The organism is Proteus sp. G2673 (genome assembly GCF_009915125.1).
GTDB lineage: Bacteria > Pseudomonadota > Gammaproteobacteria > Enterobacterales > Enterobacteriaceae > Proteus > Proteus penneri.
The window spans coordinates 1-20,553 of record NZ_JAABLT010000019.1 but is presented as its reverse complement, the minus strand read 5'-3'; the positions used below and the strand labels follow the sequence as shown (position 1 = coordinate 20,553).

Below are 20,553 nucleotides of genomic sequence, written 5' to 3'. Positions count from 1 at the left end.
GCTTTTTAAACTGAACTTAATCAGATACGCAATGATTGCGTGCTACTGATTTTCATCAGCACCGCTTTACTCATTGCGCTTATGCTTTTCACTTCGTCTACTGCGCCTATTTCAACCGCAGCACGAGGCATACCAAAGACGACACAACTCGCTTCATCTTGTGCAAAGGTATAACTTCCTGCTTGACGCATTTCTAATAACCCAACTGCACCATCACTTCCCATCCCAGTTAAAATAACGCCAATAGCATTACGCCCCGCATATTTTGCAACTGAACGAAATAGCACATCAACTGAAGGACGATGACGGTTTACTGCAGGTTCTTTATTAATGTGGATCTGGTAGTTAGCACCATTACGACGAAGCTCCATGTGATAATCACCTGGTGCAATATAAGCATGCCCAGGTAATACACGTTCGCCGTCTTCTGCTTCTTTTACACTAATTTGACATAATCGATTTAATCGTTCTGCAAATGAGTGTGTAAACCCTGCCGGCATATGTTGCGTAATTAATATCGCAGGGCTGGTAATCGGTAATGGTTCTAGAAAATTACGAATAGCCTCTGTGCCACCAGTTGATGCGCCGACAGCGATCAACTTTTCACTCGAAATCATCGGTGTAAATGACAATGATTTAGAAGGCTGTGCTTGTACTTCTCGGCGATTAATTCGTGCCAGTGCTGCCGCTCGAATTTTCTCGGCAATCAGTTCGCTATAAGCCATCATACCTTCACGCAAACCAAGCTGTGGTTTAGTCACAAAATCAACCGCACCCAACTCTAACGCTTTTAACGTTACTTCGGAGCCTTTAGCTGTTAATGATGAAACCATAACGACAGGCATTGGTCTTAATCGCATCAATTTTTCCAAGAAATCAATACCATCCATACGTGGCATTTCAACGTCTAACGTTAATACCTGTGGGTTGTACTTTTTTATTAAGTCACGAGCCACTATAGGATCTGGTGCACAATCAACAACTTCCATATCGCTATGACTGTTGATGATTTCTCGCATGATTTGACGCATTAACGCCGAATCATCGACACAGAGTACCGTTATTTTATTCATAACCTCTCCTTGCTGGTGTCAGCCCGTAAACGGTATGCCCATGCAAGTAGAAATTCTTGCTAAGCTGGCTTACATTCTCTGAATGTCCAACAAACAGCATTCCGTCTGGCTTAAGTAATGAGGTAAAGCGATTAAGTAAGGTTTGTTGTGTTTCTTTGTCGAAATAAATCATGACATTACGACAAAAAATCGCATCAAAACTACCTTCTAAATCCCATTGCTTGTCGAGTAAATTCAAATACTGAAAAGAGACCATCTCGCTAATTTGATGTCTAATTTTCACGTATCCTTCAAACTCGCCGACACCTTTGAGAAAATATTTTTTCAAATATTCATCATTTAATGTTTTAAGCTCTTCCTGTCGGTAAACACCTTTTCGTGCTTTATCCAACACATTAGTATCGATATCGCTGGCAATAATTTTGGTTTTATACGGGTTATTTCCAAAAACATCGCGTAAAGTCATCGCTATTGAATAAGGTTCTTCTCCAGTAGATGCTGCTGCACACCATACTCGGTAGACGCCCCCTGCTTTTTTTCTGGCATGTTTTGCCAAAATAGGAAAATGATGCGCTTCCCTGAAAAATGCAGTGAGATTGGTTGTTAATGCATTGACAAACTCTTGCCATTCAGGGTTGCGTACATCACTTTTAAGAAACGCAAGATAGTCACCAAAGTTATTCATCCGTAATTCACGTAACCTCCTAGTGAGACGGTTATAAACCATCTCCCTTTTGTTGTTAGTCAGCACAATACCAGCCTTTTGATAAATCAATTGGCATATAGATTGGAACTGATCATCGGACAACATGAACCGTTGGGTAAAAATATCCAACGGTTGAGCAGCGATATCTGATAAGACTTCAGTAACATTACGTTTCATTGTTTTTTAATGGGTCTTTTTAAAAAATGATTTTTTATCTGCTTTTTTCAACCCATTACCTTCTAAGGATGAAGAATTATTACTCTCATCCGTGTCAGGCAACTCGAATGCCGATACAGCATCAACAAGGTTATTAGCCTGATCTTCTAATGCTGCGGCAGCAGATGCTGATTGCTCCACCAAAGCAGCGTTTTGCTGTGTCACCTGATCCATCTGACTGACTGCATCAGCGACTTGGTGAATACCTCGGCTTTGTTCATCAGAAGCTGAGGCGATTTCTGCCATTAATTCAGTGACTTTATTTACTGAGGTGACGAGTTCCTCCATTGTCTGTCCTGCATTATTAACGAGTTGAGAACCTTGAGAGACACGTAAAACGGACTCATCAATCAACAACTTAATTTCTTTTGCAGCATCAGCACTACGTTGAGCAAGGTTACGAACTTCTCCTGCAACGACAGAGAATCCACGCCCTTGTTCACCCGCGCGAGCAGCTTCAACCGCCGCGTTAAGTGCTAATATATTGGTTTGGAACGCAATACCATCAATCACACTGATAATAGCCCCTATCTTTTGAGAACTTTGTGTAATCGCATCCATGGTTTCAACAACACTATGCGTGATTTGCCCACCACGTATAGCTGTTTCAGAAGCAGATTCTGCGAGCTTGCTCGCTTGCAGAGCGTTATCAGCATTTTGTTTTACCGTTGCTGTTAACTCTTCCATGCTTGCCGCAGTTTCTTCTAACGAAGCAGCTTGTTGTTCAGTTCTTGAGGATAAATCCGTATTTCCTTTGGAAATTTCTTGAATACCCGAATACATAGCATGGCTATTATCACGAACGAGACGAATAGAACGTGCAAGCTCACCACGCATCTCTCGTAGTTTTTTAAACACATTTCCTATTTCATCATCGGTGAAGACAAGAATTTCACGATTTAATTTACCAGTAGCAACATCATTAAAATAACGGCTTAAACTTGCGAAAGGTTTAATGATATTAAAACTTAGCCAGCGATGAGCGGCGATTGATACAACAATAACCATCGCTATTGCACCGATAAACATCAAGATAGCAATAGTATAAGAACGATGTCCTTGCTCGATAGATTCAGTAATTTCATCCTGAACATAATTCATATAGGTATTAAATGAATTTTCCATCGCTGTTTGATAACGTTCTGTTGGTTGATCTAAAAAACCTTGGAAGTTATCGTTTTTTAACATGCTATGTAATTCGGTTAATGCACCATACAAAACGTGGTAATCATTTTTCACTGCATCAACAATTTCTTTTTCTTCTGTTGGGATTGCCTCTTTATTTATTTCAGCAAGGAAATTTTGAAAATGAGTATTCGCCGTTTCCAAACGTGAAAGTGCAATTGATTCAATAGATTGAATATAATCCGTTGACTGTTCAGTTTTCACTGCGATAGCTACACGATTAATCGCATTACGTGTTTGTATTAAAGATGCCCAACTTAATCCTAATTCATCTCGCTTAGATGTATCTATATCTACTTTAGTGATCTGTTCGTTATTCAAATGAACAATCCCTAGCGAAATACCACTAGAAATCAATTGCATAACGCAAAACATCATCAGTAATAAATAGAGACTGGTGGATATCTTTAATTTGCGAAACCTAAACATGCCTTCACCTCGTTTAAAGCGGTGGTTCAAAGCCACCGCTTGTCAGCCACTTGTTGTTGTTAGAAAGTTTCCCAATTAGCGGGATCTTCAACACTGCTGCTCTTTTTCTTTTCTGAGGTTCCTGGTTTTATAAGTGGAGCAGCGGCTTTAACTACAGGGGTTGCATCCAATTCCTTTTTTTCTAGCGTTTTTTCTTCCTGACCCGGTAATTTGAAGATTGAAACTAAGCGGGTTAATGCAACTGCTTGATCTTCAAGACCAGCAGCAGCGGCTGCAGATTGTTCTACTAAAGAGGCGTTTTGCTGAGTAACACGATCCATTTCAGAAACCGCAAGGCCAACTTGTGAAATACCTCGGCTTTGCTCATCTGATGCTGAAGCAATTTCGCCCATGATATCAGTAACGCGCGTTACTGAATCCACGATACGCGTCATCGTTTCACCCGCACTTTCAACAAGCACAGAGCCAGTTTCAGTACGACTTACAGAATCTTCAATCAGTGTTTTTATTTCTTTAGCAGCTTCTGCACTTCTCTGTGCAAGGTTACGAACTTCTCCGGCAACCACCGCAAATCCGCGACCATGCTCACCGGCTCTTGCTGCTTCAACAGCTGCATTCAGTGCCAAAATATTGGTCTGGAATGCAATGCCATCGATAACAGCTGTGATATCGGTGATTTTCTGAGAACTTCCGGCTATGTCGTGCATTGTTTGCACCACATTAGCAACAACTTTTCCACCTTGGCGGGCAATATCTGAGGCGTCATTAGCAAGGTTACTTGCTTGGCGAGCGTTATCTGCGTTCTGTTTTACAGTTGCAGTTAATTGTTCCATACTTGCAGCAGTTTCTTCTAACGAAGCGACTTGCTCTTCTGTACGAGCAGATAAGTCATTATTCCCCGCAGCAATTTCACTTGTACTGTTATAAATATTTTCTGTACTTTGATAGACACCACGAACAGTTTGAATTAGCTCTTGTTGCATATGTTTTAAACCACTCGCTAACAAGCTCATTTCATTGCGGCCATTCACCTCGATATTTGGACGTAAATCACCTTCAGAGAAAGTTTTAATGCTTAATAGAAGTGAGTTTAATGGTCTAATTAAGGCATTACGTAATGCAAACCAACAGAGAATTAATGCCGCAATAACGATAATGGCTAACACTGCTATAGTAATGGTAGTACGTTGGTGAGAGGCTTCTAATGCCATATTTAACTCTTCGTTAAATTTCTCATTACGCATAACATATGAAAGATATTCTTTATATAAAGCGTCTTGATAACCCGTAGTTGGTTGCTCAAAAAAATCTTTTAAGTTCTTATCTTGAAGTAAAATTTCTAATTGGTTTAATGCAGAGAAATATTCGATAAAGCGCCCTTTTAGACTACGAATATCATCTTCTGAGTGAATTTGATAAGCAGTAATATTCTTTTCAAATTCTTTAAATTTCTCGTCTGCACGCGACATATTTTTGCGAGCAAGTCCCGCCAAATAATCAACAGACAGAGAATTATCTACATTAAGATTTTTATCTTGTAATAAAAAACTAATCGCAGCGCGGTTAATATTATTACGAGCTTGAAGTAAGTTAGCCCAGCTTTCATCTAGGCGTTCACGTTGCTTTTGTATTGTCAGTGTTTTATTAAGGTCGTTTCTTGTCTCAACGATATTTGAGTAAAAAACGCCCCCTGAGACAAATTGCAAAACACCAAACAACAGAAGAATGGATAATAATCCAGTCACTATTTTCATTCGGCTAAACATAGTTTCCCTTTTTATAATAAACGGTAATGAGCAAGTTATCGGCAGACTTAAGAGAAACTTTATAGGATTCATTTCGTCTTAGTCACATTTTGCTCCATTAGAAAGCGGTGGTAATACCATTTTTAATTAAAATTATAAGTATAAAAAACTTTAAAGTTATTTCCGTCAGTAGAAAAATATTACAGCTAAGTGATAGCTACTTATTAAGTTAATAAGTAATAAAATAGAACTTAACTAAAATTATTAGTTCTTTTTTATCTTTTAATTTCACTTAAGGTTAATTTAATGTGTTAACGCTCACTAATAAAATAAAAAAGATAAAAATAACTATTCCGGCAAAATTACCGGAACAGTATTTAGATTATTTTTTAAAAAATAAAAACTTATTTAGCTTGAATTGCAGCACTATCGACTAATTCCATTTCTTCACTATTGAGTAATTTTTCAATATCAACAAGAATAAGCATTCTTTCATCTAAAGTACCTAAACCTGTTAAATACTCAGTAGACATGGTGACTGCAAACTCTGGCGCAGGGCAGATTTGTTCTGGCTTTAGCGTAAGAACATCAGAAACGCCATCAACCACAATTCCTACAATTCGATTTAATAAGTTAACCACGATAACAACAGTATTGTCATTATAAGTTACACTTTCTTGTGAAAATTTAATACGCAGATCAACTATCGGAACAATAACGCCCCGTAAATTAGTTACACCTTTAATAAAGCTAGGTGAATTAGCAATACGTGTAACTTGATCATATCCACGAATTTCTTGAACCTTTAAAATATCAATTCCATATTCTTCATCACCCAGCGTAAAAATTAGAAATCCTTGTCCAACAGTTTCACCGGATAATTTCTCGAAATGTTCCGAAGCCATAATCTTATTTTATCCTCACTATTAAATGACTGCACTTGCAGTTGTATTCTTTTTCTTATTCGTCATTTGTGTATGACTTAAACGTTGCAATTCTGGTACATCAAGAATTAAAGCTACACTACCGTCACCCATAATTGTTGCTGCAGATATCCCCGGAACTTTTCGGTAATTACTCTCTATATTTTTAACAACAACTTGATGCTGACCAACTAATTGATCTACTAATAAAGCATAACGACGTCCGGCACTTTGAACAATAACCGCAATTGCTTGGGTAATATCCGTTTGAGCGCCTTCAATATTAAAAGTACGATGCAATTCAATCAGTGGTAAATATTCCCCTCTAACCTGCAATAATTTCTCATCGCCAGCCAATGGATAAATATCATCTTCTTCCGGTTGTAAAGAACTGACTACCGTTCCTAATGGTAAAATAAAGACTTCGTCATGAACTTTAACAGACATACCATCTAAAATTGCTAATGTTAGTGGAAGTAAAATACGAATACGCGTTCCTTTACCAACCTCAAAACTGATCTGAATTTGCCCCCCCATCTCTTGGATATTTCGTTTCACAACATCCATACCCACACCACGGCCGGAAACATCTGTTACGACTTCGGCGGTAGAGAAACCCGGTGCAAAAATCAGCATAGCAACTTCTTCGTTGCTCATATTTTCAGAAACTGCAAGCCCAGAGGAAATCGCTTTTTTCAAAATACGTTCGCGGTTTAATCCTGCGCCATCATCAGTCACTTCAATGCAAATATTACCACCTTGATGTTCCGCAGACAGCGTTAACTGCCCTGCTTCCGGTTTACCCAGTGCAATCCGCTCCGCTGGCATTTCAATACCGTGATCAAGGCTGTTACGAACTAAGTGAGTTAAAGGATCGATAATTTTTTCAATTAAGCTTTTATCAAGTTCTGTTGAGCTACCAATCATGTTTAACTCAACTTTCTTATTCATTTTACCTGCAACATCACGAACAACTCGAGGGAAGCGACTGAAAACATATTCCATCGGCATCATACGTATTGACATAACAGATTCTTGTAAATCACGAGAATTACGCTGCAACTGAGCAATACAACTTAATAAATCACTATATATTGCAGGCTCAAGACTACCGCTGTGCTGCGCCAACATTGACTGTGTAATAACCAGCTCACCAACTAAGTTGATTAATTGGTCAACTTTTTCAACTGCAACACGAATGCTGCTTGATTCTGTTTTTGGTGTTGCCGCTGCAGTTGGCCTTTTCGTTGGTGCTGCTACAGGTGCTTTAGTTGGTTCTGCCGATGGCATCACCTTTTCAACCACTGTTTTTTGTACAGGTGCAGGTTGCTCAGCTTGGCTTTCAACATGAGCATCATCAACAGATGTTGTACTTTCTTCTGTAACTGCATTTTTTTCTGGTGTTTTTTCTGCAACAACCACTTTTTTAAACGAGATTTGTTCAGGTTCAATCACAAAACAAAGTACAGCGCTGATATCTTCTTCTGTTGCAGTAGTTTTTAATATTGCTTCAAGGCCATGATGCTGTTTTTCAACTTGGCTAACTTCACCAAGATGCTTTAATTCATCGAGCATTAAATCAATATCTGTCTCTTTCAGATCAGACAAAATGATATGATGGTAATAATGTCCATCAGCTGCCATTGTCGATGCGACTTCAACTCTGTTTTCTACGGCTTCACTTTGCACATTTTCAGCGTCAGATGACAAAACAGGAGTTTCAATCATTGTGGCCTGTGAGTCCGAAGCTTCAGATCCAGCAACAGCCTCAACTTGAGGAGCGGATTGTTCTTCTTTTACATCGAGAGCCAGCTGACGCAACTTCTCACAAATATAGTTAAATGTTTCCTCATCAGGTTCTTGTGAGTTTTTATGTGCATCCAATTGCTGTTGCATAATATCTTTCGCTTCCAGAAACAGGTTAATAATGTCGTCGGTGAGCGCCATCTCATGACGCCTTGCACTATCGAGCAAGTTTTCAAGCACATGAGTGGTCTGTTGAAGTTTAACGAAGCCAAATGTTGCAGCTCCTCCTTTTATGGAGTGTGCACTACGGAAAATTGCATTCAACTGTTCTTGATCTGGATTTGCCGGATCAAGTAACAGCAAATGCTGTTCCATATCAGCTAACAACTCATCTGCTTCATCAAAAAATGTTTGATAAAACTCAGTAATATCCATCGTTACTCATTCACCTTTACGCGATTACTAACAAATTAGGGGGCTGTTCCCTGCTTTGTAGTAATATTTGTCGATTGTGATGGCAAACTTTCCCCAGAAACTCCTGTTTCAACATTTTCCTTTTTTGATTCGGGAAGCTCAGATGCAGAAGACACAGACGAACCCGTCTGTGTGTTTTCTGCTTTTTCTTGTGGGGTTTCTTGCCCTGAAAGTAGAGGTTTAATTTCTGAAGCCTCTGTTACTGTCGGTGCAACCCGCTCATTTTCTTGTACAATTTTTTGTTCTGCTTGCTTCGTTAAGACCAAAATACTGATCCGTCGGTTAGCAGCTGCAAAACCATCCTCTTTAACTAAATGAACTGTTGATGCCATACCCACAACACGCAATACTTTCCATTCATTTAAGCCTGCACCAATTAATTCTCGACGAGAAGCATTTGCACGATCCGTTGATAATTCCCAGTTACTATATTTAAAAGCACCACTTGCATAAGGGATATCATCGGTATGACCCGATAAACTGATTTTGTATGGCGTATCATTTAAAATAGGTGCGATTGCCGTCAAAATATCTTTCATATAAGGTTCAACGGTGGCACTACCGACTCTAAACATCGGTCGATTTGCTTTATCAATAATTTGAATGCGCAAACCTTCATCCATCATGTCGATCAGTAAATGAGGCTTCAGATCTTTTAACCGAGGATCATTTAAAATGACTTGTTCTAAATTCTCTTTTAATCGGCGGAATTGTTGCTTTTCATTGAGCTGTTTATCTTCTTGGCCTTTTGGCAAAATATCGCCTTCGTTATAGACAGGATCACGCCCTCCTCCAGGAATAGGATTGGTTGCATCCCCACTAAATCGCCCTTTTTCAATAGCGACTTTTAATGGCGTACGAAAATATTCGGCTACACGAGTTAATTCTTGTGGACTAGAGATTGAAAGTAACCACATCACCAGAAAGAAAGCCATCATTGCGGTCATAAAGTCAGCATAAGCTATCTTCCATGCACCACCGTGAGCGTTATGTTGCTTTCTCCCTCGCTTTTTAACTCGGATGATTTGTGAATTACTCTTCATAATTACTCTTCTTTCATTGCATCAGGATTTGCCTGCATTGGTGTCCGTACCTGACGTACATGTTCTTCCAATTCAATAAAAGAAGGTCTGTCTGCCAGAAAGAGGGTTTTACGTCCAAATTCAACAGCTATCTGTGGTGCATATCCATTCATGCTAGATAACAATGTTGTTTTGATGCACTCCATCATTTTCATTTGCTGACTAGAGCGCTGTCTGAGCCTAGAAGCTAATGGTGAAATAAAGCCATAAGCTAATAAAATACCTAAGAAAGTACCAACCATTGCATGACCAATGAGAACGCCCATTTCACCAGCAGGTCTATCGGCTGCACCTAACGCATTAACGACCCCCATCACCGCAGCAACAATACCAAATGCGGGCAGTGAATCACCCATGGCAGATAATCCCGTTGCAGGAACTTCGCTCTCTTCCTCAAAAGTTGCAATCTCTTCATCCATCAGAGATTCAATTTCATAAGGGTTCATATTCCCTGTCACCATCAGACGCATATAGTCAGTAATAAAACTGAGCATATAAACATCTTTCATAATGCGAGGATATTGGGAAAAAATGTCACTTTGTTGTGGATTTTCGATATCTCTCTCTAATGCCAACATCCCGTTTTGACGAGCTTTTGACAATAAACGAAACATGAGTGCCATTAAATCCATGTACATCGCTTTATTATAATTTGTACTACGAAGTAATTTCGGTAGGATCTTCATTGTCGATACAATTGCTCTACCATTATTACCTACAATAAAAGCACCGATACCGGCACCAAAGATGATTATAAATTCGGCTGGCTGGTATAAGGCACCTAAACTACCACCGACGAGAAGATATCCCCCGATGACGGCGCTCATAACCACGATATATCCTAAGAGTACTAACACGCGATATCCCTTTAGCTAATTTCGTTATTGAGAGAATGGCGAACATAGCAGCAAGAGATAGGAGGGGGAGAGGAAACGGTACAGGTTATAGATAACTAAGCTCTATAACCTGATATTTAACTTTCAATCTCGAATCACATTGCAAACTGTTCAAGACCATCCAACAGTTGTAAGTTAATATCGGCAGGATTGGCGGAAAGTTTACGTTTTTTTATTGCGCGAGAAGGTGGCTGGCAAAGACTACAAACATAATTACTAGCTGGCTGGTGTGCGTGTGTAATAAATGAACCATTACATTTGGTACAAACAGAAAGTTGCAACATACCACTTTCAACAAAACGTACTAATGTCCATGCTCTTGTTAGTGCTAAAATAGGTTCTTGATCTTTAACAGGAGGACATTGCTCTAAGTATAAACGATAAGCCTTAACAACAGCCTCAACGCCAACACAACCGCCATTTTTTAATAAAAAGCGATAAGCATTATAAAACATTGAGGAATGGATATTTTGTTCCCATGTCATAAACCAATCCGTTGAAAATGGCAGCATTCCTTTTGGAGGGGGGCTCCCTCTTAATTCTTTGTATAATTTAATTAAACGCCCCCGACTTAATTGAGTTTCACTTTCAAGCATTTGTAAGCGGGCACCCAAGGTGATTAATTCCATTGCTAAGCGAATATCTTTCGCTTCTCGGACGATACTTTTCTCACTCATTGTTATGCCCGTTTCTTTGTTGCAGTAGTGTCTTGTTCCGATAACTGACGAAACAAGTTAGAAGAAAGAAGAATGCCAGTATGAATTTGTTGTAAATCATCCACTCTAGATTCTTTAGTGAGTTGTTCTATTGTTTCGCTGTCTTCAAAGCGGAAATTACAGATTAGTTGGTTTGTTTCAGCCAACTTAACCAATTGTGGCAATGTAAGCTCTGCCAGTGCATCCGCCATTGCATCACTAATCCCAAGCCGAAACATTGCGGAAGCCTTTTCTTGGTTAATTAACCTTTGCGCCAAAAGCAAATACGATAAATTTATGTCATAAATATGCTTAAGCAATTCAACCGTACTCATCTCTTTACATCCCGTCCGATTATATTGAACAAAGAGGATCTTTCTAATGAAAGATCCCGAGGAAATTAATATAAATGTAATATTAAATTCCAGGCCCCATTTTATGAACATGACACGTAGTAACACTACCTTGTATTACTTAGTTACGGTCATTTTCAAAAGTAGCGAAAAAATCATTTAAATTAAAAGTAAACTTTAAATGCTCGCCAATATAGCTCGTTAAGAATAATCCTAACGCAACAACTTTACTCCTTAACGATTAAGTTATTCAACGGATAAAGTAGTCTAATTTAAATACTATGTGAGTCACATCACAAAAAGATAATCATTATTATGGAATTAGTTCATTAACTATTCAAGTGATAAAAGTAATAAAACTTGGTGTAAATTAATAAGCTAATCTACCCAAATTAAAATATTAATGATAATTTTTTATTTTATACGATCTATTAAACTTATAAACCTAAAAATACAGCATAAAAATTTGACAAATCTACAATTAGAGATTTTTTTGATCACAGTAACATATATTGATATATCTCCCCCTCATCTTTATCTAAACAAGCTTCTTAAATTTAATAAATATTTCTATAGATATTATTTTTTTCACCATTTACGCAAACCTTCATAAATGATCACTTTTTGTTTACAATTTGTTTGAAAAATAACCCATTCTAATTATTTATAGTTATCCTAAATTTTTTTATTATTTCAAACCAAATATTATACTTTAAAATCAATATGATAAGTTAATGCATTTATTAGACAGGACGATAAGTCATATAAAATTAAATTCTTAGTTATGCATCTTCACCCTTAAATCATTGAATATTTATTTCTACATCATTAAAGTTTCAACTGTAATAATTTAATTTAGCTAATACTTAGCAAGTACTATTTAACACTTAAATTACAGAACCCTTAATAAGAGTTTTATTGCCTTTAAATTAATCACAGAGAAATAATATCCACATATAAATAAGTTTTTTTTATGAGTCATAGTATAATTTATGAACAATATAAATTTAAAATTACTACTAGATTAATATAAAAACAAAATAATCTTTTTTATTTAATTAAATAAAACCTTTTACCAATTTAATTATTAATTCAGAATTGAATATGAAAATAATACAGTATTTAACTTAAGTTGAATCAAAAAAAACACGCATTTTTTTATAAAATAAAGTCAAAGATTATTAATATAAGAAATTTAAAATTTCTTATTTTTCACTGTATAGTTATATTCCACCAATAATTTACAACTAATAAAAAACACAAAAGACAGTAAAAAAATAAAGAAAAAAAGCAGATTTATAAAATCATGTCTTATATAACCACATCTCTTTTTTTATAAAAAAAAGACATTTCTTGAAATATAAATTTCAATTTCATAAAAAAAGATCCCAAGATCTCCAAGATAAAGTAATTAATTCATAAAATAATAAGGTAAAATATAAATTCTGTTTTTCCTGTTAACCGTATTGCCTCTACACAATAAATGGCTGTAATGGCAAATATGATAACCCGAAGTTAACACCTGTATAGATGCACTTTCTCAATGTAAAGCCAGAAAAACAAATATGATTAAAATAACACCTTATTGATTACTCCATTAGCATTGGTACGAATAAAAAAATATCAAATGTTAACTTTTAGCCCCAAATAGTTTCTAACAACAATTTGTTTTACTCTTACAAATGATGAGTATTGTTTCACCTTCTCTCTTATCATGTAGTTAGCCTCTTTTTTTCAACCTAGCTATCACAAGTCTCAAGGCATTACGGAACTAAAAATGCTGACTTCGTAACAACACTATTACTTAACAAAAGTTGGTGTTGACGAACCTAGGAGAGTATAAAGATTTAAATATCGGTACATCTTTACTTAAAGCGCCAAAATATATCTCTAAATGTTCCTCTATTCTAACTACTAATTTGACTCATTTTATTACCCTTTTTATGAGTAATTTCAACATTAAAAAGACTTTTTCTCTCGCTCAAAACCTAATAAAAATATTGATATATCTAAATAATCAAGGCTTATATCTCATTTATTAGATTAGTCTTAAAAACCAATAACAGTACTTAGTATTCTATAACCCCAAAGTGTTCTAATTTTTTGGAAAAAGAAGGTATTGAAAAATATTGTAACCGTATTTTGTTATAGTAATAATCGAGATCATTCATGAGGTGAATGCAAATAGTTTGTGTATTGCTTCCAGTTCTATTGAAACGAGTTACATTGTTTTTTAGTAAGCGAACATGAAATTTTTGTTCACACTTTTATACCAGCAATGTTTTAAATTAGTGTTCCTCTTATACTTGGTTTTATCTTTTTTGGTGAATCAAAAAAGGTCAGTACCACAATTATCCTTTATATATATTTTCAAGAAAAATACTAACGACACATCTATTTCATACTAAGATAATTCTCTTTCTGTAATAAGTAAGATTTACATCCTTGACAAAGTTATAAACAATATAATTTTGAAATGATTATTTTACTGAACAGAAAGAGTGGTGTAATTTTTCTACTCTTATTATAAGATTACTTATTGGTATCAATTTTTCCACATGGTTTTTACAAAAAAAACCACAATTCTTCAAAAGATTTTCATTCACCAATGATTAGTGATTACAGACAACATACCATAGCAATTCATCAGCTTTACTGTAGCAGTATAAACCCACCGTTTTCCTAAATTTTTCTTCATATTTTGAGAGTCTAATTAAATTAAATTAAAAACATTACTCAAAAAAATCACGCTTAAATTAAATATGGCAGTAAATGTTGATAAATTTTTAGCCAAATACATTGAAATAATTTGAGAGTATAATTTAGGTATTAAAAAAATCTAATATAATCAATGGAAAACATCAATTTTTATCCCAAATGAAATACTGCTCTAAGCCCCTTAATAACGACTTTTTGTCCCATAATACTCCTAAGTGCCTCATTTAATAAGTAAACCATGGGTAGCAATCTCTTACTTGATTTTAGTTTTTTCTATTTATTAAAAACAAAATAAACAGAGATAAATCAAATCAGACCAAAAGAAACGATTAATAAAAATGAGAAATGATACCAAACACCCCACAAAGGTAGTTCAATATTTTTCATTCATAACTCATTATATACGGGTTAACCACAATACAAATAATTGTACATTAATCAATTTAGACAAAAATGTTTGTTTTTATTAAAACGAAAATGAACGTATCCTCTCTATCACGTATTTTAATTAGCTTTTTTGATAATATTTTTCTATTTTTTATTCCATAAAGTAATAGTTACGCAAATAATAATTACACAATTAAAATACTTTATTTCTATATGTTAGTAATAATACGTAATGTATAACTAACGCCTTATTCTTCTCATTAGAGAAATTAGTTTTAGAATTAAATATTATGTAAATACACTAAGTGATTTGGATTTAGGTAGGAAAAAGTGAATAGTTTACTATGAACATACAAAAGAATATGTCTGTACGAATAAACATAATCGACTATACAACAACTTGAAATATGACAGTTCTATTACTTACAAATTACAAAATTATATTCTTTATAACTTTTATTAATATTCATATTCCTTTTTGAAATAACTTTGTAAGTTGATCTCTAACTAGTATCTATATGACAAAAAAGCGCCCTATACTGAATATAGAGAGCCTTGATTAGAATAATCTTGTCTTAAAAAAGATCCGTTAAATAGGATGCTCTGCTGCTATCTTCCAATTAATTGCACTGACACTCTTTTCTAAACTTACTCTGCAAACAATCGCTTCTATCTCTTTTTGCTCGACGGGGGTTGCAAGTAATTCGGCACAAACTTCCAATTGACTAGGCATCAATGTATCAGCACTACTTAAAGACTGTAATCGAACATGTAATCCATTTATTGCCTGTAAAATCAGAGTTCTAACTAAAACTTCATCTTCTTCATGACAAATAATTCGTATTGAGTAGCGTTGCTCAATATCTATTGCTTGATGTTGTGGTTGAGCGTTTATCCGCTGAGCAGCTTCTCGCAATAAAATATTCGCACAAAGAATAAGAAGTGCTGCTATGGTCGCCAATTGATATAAACCTAATCCACTCAACACACCAATTCCCGCAGAACACCAAAGTGTTGCTGCTGTATTAAGCCCACGTATATTCATTCCTTCGCGCATGATCACACCAGCACCAAGAAATCCAATACCTGAAACAACTTGAGCTGCAATCCGACCAGGGCTATCTGACGAAGTTTCTATTGAGCTTAAAATAAAAACAGCAGCACCCGTTGCCACTAAAGCATTTGTTCTTAAACCTGCCATTCTTTGTCGCCATTGACGTTCAGCACCAATCAAAGCACCAAGGCACATTGCAATCACGAGATTTAAAATATAAGGCGTCATCGTCATGTTTATTTCCTCTACATGATGATTAAAATCGATATGAAAATTTTGCTCTGACAATTCAGAGTGTTGAAATCAATTCATCGCCTTAGGAGGAGGAAATAAAGAGAAAAAAATATAGCACATGAAATTACCCTTCTTGTTTTAGCTGCATAAGGGAAATTATTTGGGTAAGTGCATAATTGAAATATAAGAAAGGAATATTACAACGCACTGCCCACCAAAATGGTAAGCAGTTTTAGTGAAGAAAACAGCTTACCTATTATTTTGAATAAAATTATTCTCGATTAATGGGTTTGTCATTAACCTACAACTTTGTGTATCCAAGGTGTTTTCTCCTAACTATAATTTAGCAAAAGTATAAGTAGCTGATTTGAAAATGTAAATGAACCAAACCTAAACGTCAGTCACTTTTGCTGTATTGGTCTCACAAATATTCCTTCACCGCCCTCTTTTTCATTAAAAAACCAAATTCCTTTTGGATATTCAGGGAGTGATACCAAATACATTATACCTTCATTAAATTCTTCGATAAGTAGGATAGTTCCTTCACGATCGTCAATACCATCTGTTTTTACAACAACATTATCATTAACTTGCATTTTCTCTCCTGATAAATATTATCATTCTCTTTTTTTATTTTACCCATAAAGAAAAAGCCTGCCACCATAAGGTGACAGGCTTGAAGAAAATTTTTAAAAGGCTTTAATTACAGAGCAGTTACGTTAGCAGCTGCTGGACCTTTTGCACCGTTTTCAATTGTGAATTCTACGTTCTGACCTTCAGCCAGAGTTTTGAAACCGTTACCTTGAATGGCAGAAAAGTGAACGAATACGTCTTTGCTTCCGTCTGCTGGAGTAATAAAACCAAAGCCTTTAGACTCGTTGAACCACTTAACTTGACCTTTCATTTTGTCAGACATGTGACTTTCCTATATATCAATAAAACGTTGCCTTCTCGGCATCTACTGGCCTGAACTACCTATAACTTATGGGCACACATGAAGAAAACGGTCAAAAAGCGATGCTGTTTAAAACTCATTAACTTAGAATGTCAATCATAAATCAGGTCTGTATTGAGGCCTTACTCATTAACGCATGAGACAAGTTTAATAGCAATAGTTTTATGCACCTAAAGATTAAAAAAATGCAAATTGCACATTAAAAATACAATTCTTCCTCGATTTTTATCACTGTGTATAAAATTTATTTGATATTTTATCTCTATTATTAACAACGAATAAGAATATTCTTAATAATCTAACAATAACAGTTAATGCCAGAATTTAAAAAAACTGTTCTACCCGCTTATCTTGCCCACGTGATAATCTAGTAACAAGAAACAAGTTTGCAACATTCATCTCTTAAGGTGTTTACAATGAATGTATTAAAAGAAATCTTAGAGCGTGATTTAGACCGGATCAATAAAGCAGAAAAAAGAGACGGGAAACCACATTTTAATAGTCAATTTTTAAAAAACCATATCTGGCTATGTATCAGCATGGTTCTCTCTTATGTATTACTCGCGGCGTTATTAATTTATTCACCTTACTTTGGTGTTATCTCGCTGGTTCTCTTTACTATGATGTTCTTAGCGATGGCTGGTATCTTATTATTTGATATAAAACCTATCTATAAATTTGAAGACATTGGCGTTCTCGATTTGAGAGTCTGCTATAACGGTGAATGGTATACCTTTGAAAAACTCTCTGATGAAGCCATAAATGAGATCCACCAGCACCCTGCGATATCTCAACAAATAAAAGAAGACATTCGTGAGATTATTAGTAAAAAACAAGAAATTCATTTTTACGATGTGTACTTGATGGCATTTGATCCCGTTCAACAATCAATTTCAGCATCACAATTATCTCATCAAGCCTAATTGATTCTCCGTGTTACAGATAAAAACACGGAGAATAACTTCTATTATTTAGTCACTTTGTCGATAAACCCACCAAACAGATATTTAATCCACTTTTAACGTTGACACTCTGATATATCATCGTTATTATGCGGCTCGTTCTCACGAGAACTCGCTTCCTCCATAGTTCAGTCGGTAGAACGGCGGACTGTTAATCCGTATGTCACTGGTTCGAGTCCAGTTGGAGGAGCCAAATTTAGAAAAGCCCGCGCTATTGCAGTGCGGGCTTTTTACTTTCTACATTCTTATCATCTAAATCAGCTACCTAAATCCAATCAGTATCGTTATCTTGCTTAATTAATAAATAGCTAATTTATATCTAGTACGATAAAGACCTAACCTGCTATTCCAACAATTTCGTGTTTTAGGTGTTTTTTATACGCTTCAACATCTTGCTCAATTTGCGGTTGTTTCACCACATCAAACATTCCGAAGGTTTTTAATCCTTCCATACCTAAAAATTGATTCGCTTTATGGAATGGAAAATAGACAGCATCAATCCCTTTTCCTTCAAAGAACTGTTCTTGTTCTTCAAAAGATTCAAAAGGCGCATTCCAAGTTACAGAAAGAAGATACTTTTTGCCTTGTAATAATCCACCCGAACCATATTTTTTCGAAGGATCTTTTCGTGTACGACCATCATCAATATACATTTTGCCGTACCCAGCACTAAATACATCATCAATATATTTTTTTAAGATCCAAGGACCTTCCATCCACCATGCTGGCATTTGATAAATAATGACATCGGCCCATAAGTATTTATCAACTTCTTCGTTATTATCATAACCATCATCAATGCGTGTTGATTGCACATTTATCTGATGCGAAGACAACAAATCTGTGGCGACTTGCGTTAAATGATCGTTGAGTTTCCCTTCAGAACCATCAAACTCTTTTGCAGCATTAATAATAAAAACGTTAGTCACTTCTAAACTCCTTGTATACACATATTTAATAAGCAAACTATAACGCAATTACTCATCACTGCTTTAACTCATTTCTCCATTATTCTTGCCTAATAATCCAAAGATACCGTTTCAGTTTCTGATTCTTTTAATCGTTGAATATCTTTTAAGGGCGATAAACCAAATAATCGATGATATTCACGACTAAATTGTGATGGGCTTTCATAACCGACGATAAATGCTGCTTTAGAAACATCACTCATTTCAATCAGCATGATCCTTCTTGCTTCATTCAGCCGTAACCACTTTTGATATTGCAACGGCGTCATGCCAGTTCGTTTTTTAAAGTGAAAATGAAATGATGAGGTGCTCATACCCACTAACGTTGTAAGATCTTCAATCCGGATTGTTTCGTGATAATGTTGTTTAATCCAATCAAGCGCATCACTAATTTGCCGACACTGAGGATGTTGTGATGCTAATAGTTGCTGACGCGCACCATCATTCGATCTTAATAAGTAATAAAGGATCTCTTTTTGGATCAAAGGAGCAATAAAAAGTGCATCTTCTGGTGTATCTATTAGTTTTATAAGTCTTGTTACTGCTTGTAAAATTGGCGCGGTTGCTTGAACAATTTGTTGAGCGCTGATCTCGTTATTTTCTTGTAGTAATTCAAACTTATTTTCGGCTAGCAGTTCAGGTAATAGAGCGAGGTCTAGTTTTAGCAACATTGCTAAAAAAGGCGTTTCTTTTGACGCTTCACAGACTTTAGCAAAAGTAGGTATATCTGATGATGTTAAAAGCATATTCATAGGACGATAACAGTTTGTCTCTAGCCCTATCGTTATTTGCTTTGCACCTTGTGCAGCAATAGCCAAACTGGGTTCATACATCCAGCCTTCAGACTCTGTAATAGAAGTATACCGACATAACGCTAAACCAGAAACAGAGGTATCCCATCCTCCTTCTTTATCTTTTGTATATAGAAGAAGTGTTTTTTTAAATTGCTCAAACTCTAATACCATCGGTACTGATAAATTCGTAGTATCCATCGTCTCGGGATCTTCAATTAGTCTTTTAATTCGTCAGATTGTATAACTAAACAGTATGAAAAACTTTCTTTTAAAAAAACGCTTTATCTTTTCTTTCCAATGTAAGACACATTTCAGCGACTAGAAATGAAATTTCGAATATTATTTCTATTGATAACCATCTATTTTTTATACATTTTTATCAAAAAAGAAACAACTTGATGCAGTCTTGAGCAAACGGTATTTTTTTTCATTTTTTTACTTTACAAGGTGATAAAGGATAGCTATTATTCGCCTCGTTCTCACGAGAACTCGCTTCCTCCATAGTTCAGTCGGTAGAACGGCGGACTGTTAATCCGTATGTCACTGGTTCAAGTCCAGTTGGAGGAGCCAAATTTAGAAAAGCCCGCGCTATCACAGTGCGGGCTTTTTGCTTTCTACTCATTGACTATTTTTATTCCTCTATTTTCTTATTTATTTCTTTTGTATTTTTATATGTCCATCTTCAATTTCGTGTTAACTCAAAATCATTAATAAAAGAATGCCTTTTTATAAGGTCATTTCAATCAACACTCTTCCACCGACTATTTTTTAAACTCAAAACCTCCTTATTTGATTTAAAAACCATAAATTAGTTATTTTTTAACCACTTAAACTGTTATTTCACTTTTTTTACTTTACAATGTTCATCTCCCTCGCTATTATCCATCTCGTTCTTACGAGAACTCGCTTCCTCCATAGTTCAGTCGGTAGAACGGCGGACTGTTAATCCGTATGTCAC

General features: G+C 35.7%; 16 protein-coding genes and 2 tRNA genes. 3 read left to right on the top strand and 15 right to left on the bottom strand.

The annotated features are described in order from the left end of the window. Positions 1 to 20: 20 nt before the first annotated feature. The 13 genes from GWI59_RS09840 to cspE all read right to left on the bottom strand — a co-directional run bounded on the left by GWI59_RS09840 (position 21) and on the right by cspE (position 16,832). Complete coding sequence (locus GWI59_RS09840; protein WP_109847276.1) at positions 21 to 1,073, bottom strand: protein-glutamate methylesterase/protein-glutamine glutaminase; 1,053 nt, start codon at positions 1,071 to 1,073, stop codon at positions 21 to 23. After that, the gene (cheR, locus tag GWI59_RS09835) at positions 1,066 to 1,956 is read right to left on the bottom strand and encodes a protein-glutamate O-methyltransferase CheR (protein ID WP_072063121.1); all 891 of its coding nucleotides are present in this window, start codon (positions 1,954 to 1,956) and stop codon (positions 1,066 to 1,068) included. Before cheR ends, GWI59_RS09840 begins: the two co-directional genes overlap by 8 nt. A 6-nt stretch (positions 1,957 to 1,962) precedes the next feature. After that, on the bottom strand, positions 1,963 to 3,609 hold the full coding sequence (locus GWI59_RS09830; RefSeq protein WP_072063122.1) for a methyl-accepting chemotaxis protein: 1,647 nt from the start codon (positions 3,607 to 3,609) through the stop codon (positions 1,963 to 1,965). Between the two features lie 59 nt (positions 3,610 to 3,668). After that, positions 3,669 to 5,375, bottom strand: coding sequence for a methyl-accepting chemotaxis protein (locus GWI59_RS09825; protein WP_161671114.1), 1,707 nt, complete (start codon positions 5,373 to 5,375; stop codon positions 3,669 to 3,671). A 383-nt stretch (positions 5,376 to 5,758) separates the two neighbouring features. Next, positions 5,759 to 6,259, bottom strand: coding sequence for a chemotaxis protein CheW (gene cheW, locus GWI59_RS09820; protein ID WP_006533200.1), 501 nt, complete (start codon positions 6,257 to 6,259; stop codon positions 5,759 to 5,761). Between the two features lie 21 nt (positions 6,260 to 6,280). Further along, on the bottom strand, positions 6,281 to 8,458 hold the full coding sequence (gene cheA / locus GWI59_RS09815) for a chemotaxis protein CheA (RefSeq protein WP_109400761.1): 2,178 nt from the start codon (positions 8,456 to 8,458) through the stop codon (positions 6,281 to 6,283). Between the two features lie 35 nt (positions 8,459 to 8,493). Beyond that, positions 8,494 to 9,540, bottom strand: a complete 1,047-nt coding sequence (gene motB / locus GWI59_RS09810) for a flagellar motor protein MotB (RefSeq protein ID WP_072063126.1) — start codon at positions 9,538 to 9,540, stop codon at positions 8,494 to 8,496. A gap of 2 nt (positions 9,541 to 9,542) precedes the next feature. Next, on the bottom strand, positions 9,543 to 10,436 hold the full coding sequence (gene motA / locus GWI59_RS09805) for a flagellar motor stator protein MotA (protein WP_036935706.1): 894 nt from the start codon (positions 10,434 to 10,436) through the stop codon (positions 9,543 to 9,545). Between the two features lie 134 nt (positions 10,437 to 10,570). Continuing rightward, complete coding sequence (flhC, locus tag GWI59_RS09800) at positions 10,571 to 11,152, bottom strand: flagellar transcriptional regulator FlhC (RefSeq protein WP_006533207.1); 582 nt, start codon at positions 11,150 to 11,152, stop codon at positions 10,571 to 10,573. Positions 11,153 to 11,154: 2 nt separating this feature from the next. Further along, a complete protein-coding gene (gene flhD / locus GWI59_RS09795; protein WP_072063484.1) occupies positions 11,155 to 11,505 on the bottom strand; it encodes a flagellar transcriptional regulator FlhD in 351 nt (116 codons plus the stop codon). Positions 11,506 to 15,217: 3,712 nt separating this feature from the next. Beyond that, the gene (locus tag GWI59_RS09790; RefSeq protein WP_072063127.1) at positions 15,218 to 15,916 is read right to left on the bottom strand and encodes an MgtC family protein; all 699 of its coding nucleotides are present in this window, start codon (positions 15,914 to 15,916) and stop codon (positions 15,218 to 15,220) included. Positions 15,917 to 16,317: 401 nt separating this feature from the next. Then, positions 16,318 to 16,512, bottom strand: coding sequence for a protein DsrB (gene dsrB / locus GWI59_RS09785; protein WP_006533211.1), 195 nt, complete (start codon positions 16,510 to 16,512; stop codon positions 16,318 to 16,320). Between the two features lie 107 nt (positions 16,513 to 16,619). Then, entirely contained in the window at positions 16,620 to 16,832 is a 213-nt protein-coding gene (cspE, locus tag GWI59_RS09780) for a transcription antiterminator/RNA stability regulator CspE (protein WP_004243573.1), read from the bottom strand. A gap of 455 nt (positions 16,833 to 17,287) precedes the next feature. On the opposite strand from cspE, the gene GWI59_RS09775 reads away from it, so the two are divergent. Together GWI59_RS09775 and GWI59_RS09770 are read left to right on the top strand one after the other, a co-directional pair. Further along, complete coding sequence (locus tag GWI59_RS09775; RefSeq protein WP_072063128.1) at positions 17,288 to 17,794, top strand: YlaC family protein; 507 nt, start codon at positions 17,288 to 17,290, stop codon at positions 17,792 to 17,794. Between the two features lie 156 nt (positions 17,795 to 17,950). Beyond that, positions 17,951 to 18,026, top strand: a tRNA-Asn gene (locus GWI59_RS09770). A 142-nt stretch (positions 18,027 to 18,168) separates the two neighbouring features. Here GWI59_RS09770 and GWI59_RS09765 read toward each other — a convergent pair. After that, the gene (locus GWI59_RS09765; RefSeq protein WP_072063129.1) at positions 18,169 to 18,762 is read right to left on the bottom strand and encodes an NAD(P)H-dependent oxidoreductase; all 594 of its coding nucleotides are present in this window, start codon (positions 18,760 to 18,762) and stop codon (positions 18,169 to 18,171) included. An 89-nt stretch (positions 18,763 to 18,851) separates the two neighbouring features. Then, complete coding sequence (locus tag GWI59_RS09760; RefSeq protein WP_229096607.1) at positions 18,852 to 19,793, bottom strand: AraC family transcriptional regulator; 942 nt, start codon at positions 19,791 to 19,793, stop codon at positions 18,852 to 18,854. A gap of 296 nt (positions 19,794 to 20,089) precedes the next feature. Here GWI59_RS09760 and GWI59_RS09755 point away from each other — a divergent pair. After that, positions 20,090 to 20,165: transfer RNA gene (locus GWI59_RS09755), tRNA-Asn, on the top strand. Positions 20,166 to 20,553: the final 388 nt, after the last annotated feature.

Bases quoted from the DNA above. Each gene is read 5' to 3' on its own strand.
- GWI59_RS09840 (WP_109847276.1), bottom strand. From the start codon at position 1,073: ATGAATAAAATAACGGTACTCTGTGTCGATGATTCGGCGTTAATGCGT.
- cheR (WP_072063121.1), bottom strand. From the start codon at position 1,956: ATGAAACGTAATGTTACTGAAGTCTTATCAGATATCGCTGCTCAACCG.
- GWI59_RS09830 (WP_072063122.1), bottom strand. From the start codon at position 3,609: ATGTTTAGGTTTCGCAAATTAAAGATATCCACCAGTCTCTATTTATTA.
- GWI59_RS09825 (WP_161671114.1), bottom strand. From the start codon at position 5,375: ATGTTTAGCCGAATGAAAATAGTGACTGGATTATTATCCATTCTTCTG.
- cheW (WP_006533200.1), bottom strand. From the start codon at position 6,259: ATGGCTTCGGAACATTTCGAGAAATTATCCGGTGAAACTGTTGGACAA.
- cheA (WP_109400761.1), bottom strand. From the start codon at position 8,458: ATGGATATTACTGAGTTTTATCAAACATTTTTTGATGAAGCAGATGAG.
- motB (WP_072063126.1), bottom strand. From the start codon at position 9,540: ATGAAGAGTAATTCACAAATCATCCGAGTTAAAAAGCGAGGGAGAAAG.
- flhC (WP_006533207.1), bottom strand. From the start codon at position 11,152: ATGAGTGAGAAAAGTATCGTCCGAGAAGCGAAAGATATTCGCTTAGCA.
- flhD (WP_072063484.1), bottom strand. From the start codon at position 11,505: ATGAGTACGGTTGAATTGCTTAAGCATATTTATGACATAAATTTATCG.
- GWI59_RS09790 (WP_072063127.1), bottom strand. From the start codon at position 15,916: ATGACGATGACGCCTTATATTTTAAATCTCGTGATTGCAATGTGCCTT.
- dsrB (WP_006533211.1), bottom strand. From the start codon at position 16,512: ATGCAAGTTAATGATAATGTTGTTGTAAAAACAGATGGTATTGACGAT.
- cspE (WP_004243573.1), bottom strand. From the start codon at position 16,832: ATGTCTGACAAAATGAAAGGTCAAGTTAAGTGGTTCAACGAGTCTAAA.
- GWI59_RS09775 (WP_072063128.1), top strand. From the start codon at position 17,288: ATGAATGTATTAAAAGAAATCTTAGAGCGTGATTTAGACCGGATCAAT.
- GWI59_RS09760 (WP_229096607.1), bottom strand. From the start codon at position 19,793: ATGGATACTACGAATTTATCAGTACCGATGGTATTAGAGTTTGAGCAA.